The sequence below is a fragment of the Paraburkholderia bengalensis genome (genome assembly GCF_037126505.1).
Classification (GTDB): Bacteria; Pseudomonadota; Gammaproteobacteria; order Burkholderiales; family Burkholderiaceae; genus Paraburkholderia; species Paraburkholderia bengalensis.
Genome location: NZ_JACFYJ010000244.1, coordinates 1 through 1,523, shown reverse-complemented (window position 1 = coordinate 1,523; position 1,523 = coordinate 1). Strand labels below are relative to the sequence as shown.

The 1,523-nt window shown below is 64.9% G+C and carries 1 protein-coding gene and 1 pseudogene; one reads left to right on the top strand and one right to left on the bottom strand.

Annotation, left to right across the window (positions count from 1 at the left end; genetic code table 11):
- A pseudogene (locus H3V53_RS43005) lies at positions 1-694 on the top strand (protein kinase); the annotation flags it as partial.
- A 71-nt stretch (positions 695-765) separates the two neighbouring features.
- Here H3V53_RS43005 and H3V53_RS43000 read toward each other — a convergent pair.
- The coding region (locus H3V53_RS43000) for a formylglycine-generating enzyme family protein (protein ID WP_336603013.1) at positions 766-1,523 on the bottom strand (758 nt) is incomplete at its 5' end.

Sequence of the window (1,523 nt, the reverse complement as noted above, 5' to 3'; positions counted from 1 at the left end):
GCCGCCCGGCACGCCCGCGCCGCCCACGCTCGCGGCCGTCAGCGCGGCGCTCGCGACGCTGCCTTGCTCGGCGCTGGCGGCTTCCGTCCAGGATCGCGCGATCCAGGTGCGAGGCTTCGTGCCGCAGCATGGCGAGGCGCAAGTCAACGAGCGGCTCGCAAAATTGCCCGGCATCGCATCGACGAAAGTGGACGTGCAGCACGTGAGCAGCGACAAATGCGATGTGCTGAAGGAACTCGGCCCTTACTGGACGCGCAACTGGCAGGCCGGCCGCGTGGCATCGCTGACGGCGCGCATGCCGAATGGCGTGCTGACGGAGGGCGATCCCCTCGTCGTCGATGTGAAGACGCCCGGCTACGATTCGTATGTGAACATCGACTATTACGTGCTCGACGGCAGTGTCGTGCACATGGTGCCGGGGCCGCGCGTGAAGGACAATCAGGCGCCCGCGCATTATTCGGCGACGGTCGGCAGCGGCGGCGACTGGATCATCTCGAAGCCGTTCGGCGAAGAAATGGTCGTGCTGCTGATCACGCCCGCGCCGCTATTCGATACACCCCGGCCCGAGAGCGAGTCGCGCGCCGACTATCTGCGCGCGCTCGATACACGGCTTAAGCAGCTCGCGACGAAGTACGGGCAGGATCACATCGTCATGGATTTCGCGCAGATCGCGAGCAAGGCGCGCGCGCGTTGACGTGCCGCGTGAGCCTTACCGAGCAAAGTCATTCCGCGGCATGGATGGGTGACGAGCCGCGCTGCACGCCATCACTTTAATTCCTTCACGACGCGAAAGCCGTCCTGCGACTGGCGCACGCTCTGGCTGTACTTGAAGCGCGTCGAACTCAGCATGTAGTCATTGCCTTCGCGCCACGAGCCGCCGCGAATCACGCGCATGTTGCAGCCGGGCGAGTCCCACGCGCGGCCGTCGTTCGGTGCGCTTTGGTATGAGTTATGCCAGCAGTCGGTGACCCATTCCCAGACGCTGCCATTCATGTCGTGCAATCCATTCGGATTGGCCGCAAACGTGCCGACGGGCTCGGGCGCTTCCGTGTGATACGGGTCGCCGCAGTCCTTGCAGTTCGCCATCCCTTTGCGCATCTGATCGCCCCACCAGTACTTCGTCGTCGTGCCGGCGCGGTCCGCATATTCCCATTCGGCTTCCGTCGGCAGACGATACGTCTTGCCCGTGAGCTTGCTCAGCCACTTCACATAGGCTTGCGCATCGTCCCAACTGAGGTCGCGAGCGGGTGCATTCTTGACGGAATTGTTTTCCGCCGACAGTTTCGGACAGCCGTTGGCATCCGCGCAGGCGTTCCATTGCTCGACCGTCACTTCGTACTTGCCGATCGCGAACGGCGCCGCGATTGTCACGTGATGCGGCGGCTTCTCTGAAGCATCGCCGACGTTGCTGCCCATCGTGAACGAGCCGGCGGGCAGCGAGACCATCGCGGGACACGCCGCGCAGTCCTTGCTCTCGCCGGCTGTCGCAGCGCGCGCGGGCGCGGGTGTCGGCGCGGCTGCAG